At 36.4% G+C, this 3,676-nt stretch carries 1 protein-coding gene and 1 pseudogene; both read right to left on the bottom strand.

The features are described 5' to 3' along the window. Positions 1–552: pseudogene (locus F6K13_RS23510) on the bottom strand (histidine kinase); the annotation flags it as partial. A gap of 113 nt (positions 553–665) precedes the next feature. Further along, complete coding sequence (locus F6K13_RS23505) at positions 666–3,605, bottom strand: TIR domain-containing protein (protein ID WP_287288556.1); 2,940 nt, start codon at positions 3,603–3,605, stop codon at positions 666–668. Positions 3,606–3,676 lie beyond the last annotated feature (71 nt).

The raw sequence follows: 3,676 nt of genomic DNA, 5'->3' as shown, positions 1-3,676 counted from the left end.
TCTTGTTAAACTAGGGAAGAAAAAAGGCAATAAAATTGCACCAGTAATATAAATTTGTAGACTAGCTAAACCATAAATAATATTTAGTAACAATAGTAAAAATAGCAAGAATAAAATATTTTTTTGTTGGCGTAATGGAGAATTATTTTCTAAGATTAATACTGTTCCTTTTCCTAAGAAAATAGCTACTACAATTAGCCATAAATCAGGAATAGGTATAACTAATCTTTGGTTCAGGAAATGATGAATCATATAAGCATGAATTTCTCCTCCTATCAATACATTACGCAGTTTTTGAGAACGCCAGTAACTAATAGCAGGAGGTAAAGGAAAATTTTGTTCATCATATATATCAACAGTTATATCATATTCACTCAAACCTAATTGTCCATCTCTATATGCACTAGCAATAATCACTATTGATGGAAGTTTTTCTAGTTTAGTTGTGGCTAATAATTGGTCTTTACTACTTTCCAAAAGTTGCCAAGCTGGTAAACGAAAAAAAACTGCTTCTGGAGGAATAGAAAAATCTATAATTGGATGCAGCCACATTTGCCCTAGTCGATAAGAAAATTTAGTTAAAGGTAGTCATCTGCGAATGCAACATTCATGCAACAAAGCCATTATTAATTATTAATTGTTAATTATTGAATACCCACTTTGATTTAACCAATATTATCGCACAAGTTTCTATTCTCCTCTTCCACATAAGGATTATGCTGTAAATAACCACGCACCCAATTGCAACTCCGGAGCATTAAGTCGTTTAAATCTACATCTAAATCTAGTTTTTCTACATCCCAAAGTCTAATTGTTTTATCATCACTACCAGATATTAAGACTTTACCATCCGGACTAAAACTAACACTATTAACTGAGTCTTCATGTCCGTGAAAGGTCAAAATAGAATTTCCCTGTTTCGGGTTCCACAGTTTAATTGTTTTGTCAGAACTTCCAGAAGCTAAAATCTTACCATTCGGACTAAAACTAACGCTGTTAATAGAACTACTATGACCTTTGAAAGTGAAAACTTTTTCTCTTTTTTCCACATCCCATAAAGTAACAAGATTGCGATCGCCTCCAGCAGCTAAGGTTTTACCATCAGGACTGAAACTGACACTAAAATTAGAACTCTGATTGTCGTTTATGAGAGGTTCCATTTTTTCCATTGTTTCTATATTCCAGAGGTTAATTATATTGTCCTTACTACCAGAAGCTAAGGTCTTGCCATCCGGACTAAAACTCATTGTCATTACCGTGCTTTCGTGACCTTTTAAATTGCCTATTTCTTCTTTTGTTATCCAATTCCAAAGTTTGATAGTAGTATCTTTACTGCCAGAAGCTAAGATGTTGCCATCCGGACTAAAACTAATTGCCTTGACTGCATCGGTATGACCTTTGAGTCGATGAATCTCTTGTTTTGTTTCTACATCCCATAAAATAATAGTGCTATCTTCACCAGCAGAAGCAATAGTCTTGCCATCAGGACTCACACTAATTTTCATTACCGAGTCATCATGTCCCTTCAAAGTATCTTGAGTTTTAGTCTTCAAATCCCATATCTTGACAGTTTTATCAGCGCCACCAGAAACAAATATCATCTCTTTCTCAGATTTATATATTTGAGGGGATGAAGCTAGAGGAAAACTTAAATGTTGAATCGAATCATCATGTCCTTTAAGTGTACTAAGTTCCCTTCTCGTTTCTAAATTCCAGAGTCTGATGGTTTTGTCACCACTACCCGATGCTAATATCTTGCCATCTGGACTAAAACTTACCCGAAATGCCCAAGCATCGTGACCATAAAAAGAGCGAATTTCATTTCCTGTTTCTATATCCCATAGCTTAACTATTCGGTCTTTGCTACCAGTCGCTAAATGTTTACCATTCGGACTAAAACTCACACTCATAATTGAACTAAAATGTCCTGTCAAAGTCCGAATTTCCTCACCTGTTTCTAAATCCCAAAGTTTAACCGTTTTATCATAACTGCCACTTGCCAATATCTTGCCATCCGGACTAAAACGGACGCTACCCACCAAACCATTATGTCCGAAGAGGGTGTACATTTCTCTACCTGTCTCTACATCCCAAAACTTAATCGTTTTGTCTTTACTTCCCGATGCTAAAGTTTTACCGTCAGGACTAAAACTGATACTAATTACACTACCCTGATGCCCGAAAAGGGTGTCAATTTCTTTGCCTGTCTCTACATTCCAGAGTTTAATCGTATTATCCTTACTCCCTGATACTAAAATCTTACCATCCTGACTGAAACTCATGCTATTTATCCAGTCAGTATGTCCGGTGAAGGTGTTAATTTCCTTGCCTGTTGCTACATCCCAAAGTTTTATCTTCTTGTCTTTTCCTGCCGATGCTAAAATTTTCCCATCCGCACTAAAGCAAACACTAATAACAGAGCGATCGTGTCCAGAGAAAGTTCGTATTTCTGCTCCCGTTTCCATATTCCAAAGCTTAATCTGTTTATCATCGCTGCCTGATGCCAATATTTTGCCATCTGGACTAAAACTCAGAGAGCGAATAGAATTTTTGTGTCCTTGTAATCTGTTGCTTTCACTGCCACTATAAACAGACTGTTGCAATGCGTCGATCACTTCTGCGTCTTTCACCTTGTATCTTTGCAAATTTTTCCCCGCTTTAATAACTTCAATCGATGCTTCTAATTCTTTGTTACCGACAAATAGAGAGGAGGAAGAGCGAGCAAGAGACTGTGCTAAATTAAGTTGAGCTTTTTTATGCTCATGTCTAGAATTTTGCCACAACCCAGTGCTAATCATAACTGCCAACAGGGAACCAACTGTAATTCCCCAAGCAGTTGTGATATCAAGTTGTCTGCGTTTTGCTCTTGCTTGTTGGATGCTAGTATGTAGGTCGTCACTAGCTTCAATAAATTTCTTTTGCAACTTGTTGAGTGGGGGTTGTTTGTTAGTGTTAAGAGCTTCCTGTAACCAGTTTTTAGCGATCGCCAGTTCACTTCCTCGTAGCAATAAATCTTCACTAGCTTTTTCCTCCCAGTCCAATGCTTGTTGTGACAACTTTGTATGGTTTCTGACATAATCTCTATCAGTATCCAAAAAACGTACTAACTCGCTAAAGTTAGCATAAAATTCTCCTCCATACCGATGAAAATCTAACCATTGCACTTTTGCTAATTCTGGATGCAACTCCTTACTATCAACTTTTCGATATAATACTGTCACAAACCGTTTATTTAAACTTTTGGCATACTCTACTTCATTTCCACAATAGGGAGAATTTACTGAATCTGGGGAAATAATAAATAAGAAATTATCCGACTGTTCAATTCCGCGATTAATTTCCTGTTGAAAATCTGTGCCTGTAGCAATACTTTCCTGGTCAAACCAAGTAGTTTTTCCCTGAGTTTGTAATGCCTCATTTAACTGTCTAGCAAAATCTGAATCTGCTCTGGAATAAGAAACAAAAACATCTAAAACTAAATTAGGTGGTTGTTTAGCACTTTCGGCAATAAATTCTGTTTGTAAATCTGTAGGTAAATTAGCCATTCTATTTCCAGCTAATTCTAACCAACTTTGATATTGTTCGAGATTATAACCCCGTAACAAAATCGTAACCCTAGTATTTTATTACGGGGTTATAATCTCGAACAATATCAAAGTTGGTTAGAATTAGCTGG

The organism is Okeania sp. SIO2B9 (genome assembly GCF_010672505.1).
Classification (GTDB): domain Bacteria; phylum Cyanobacteriota; class Cyanobacteriia; order Cyanobacteriales; family Microcoleaceae; genus Okeania; species Okeania hirsuta.
The sequence above is the reverse complement of the archived record's forward strand: the minus strand, read 5'-3'. Positions and strand labels throughout refer to the sequence as shown.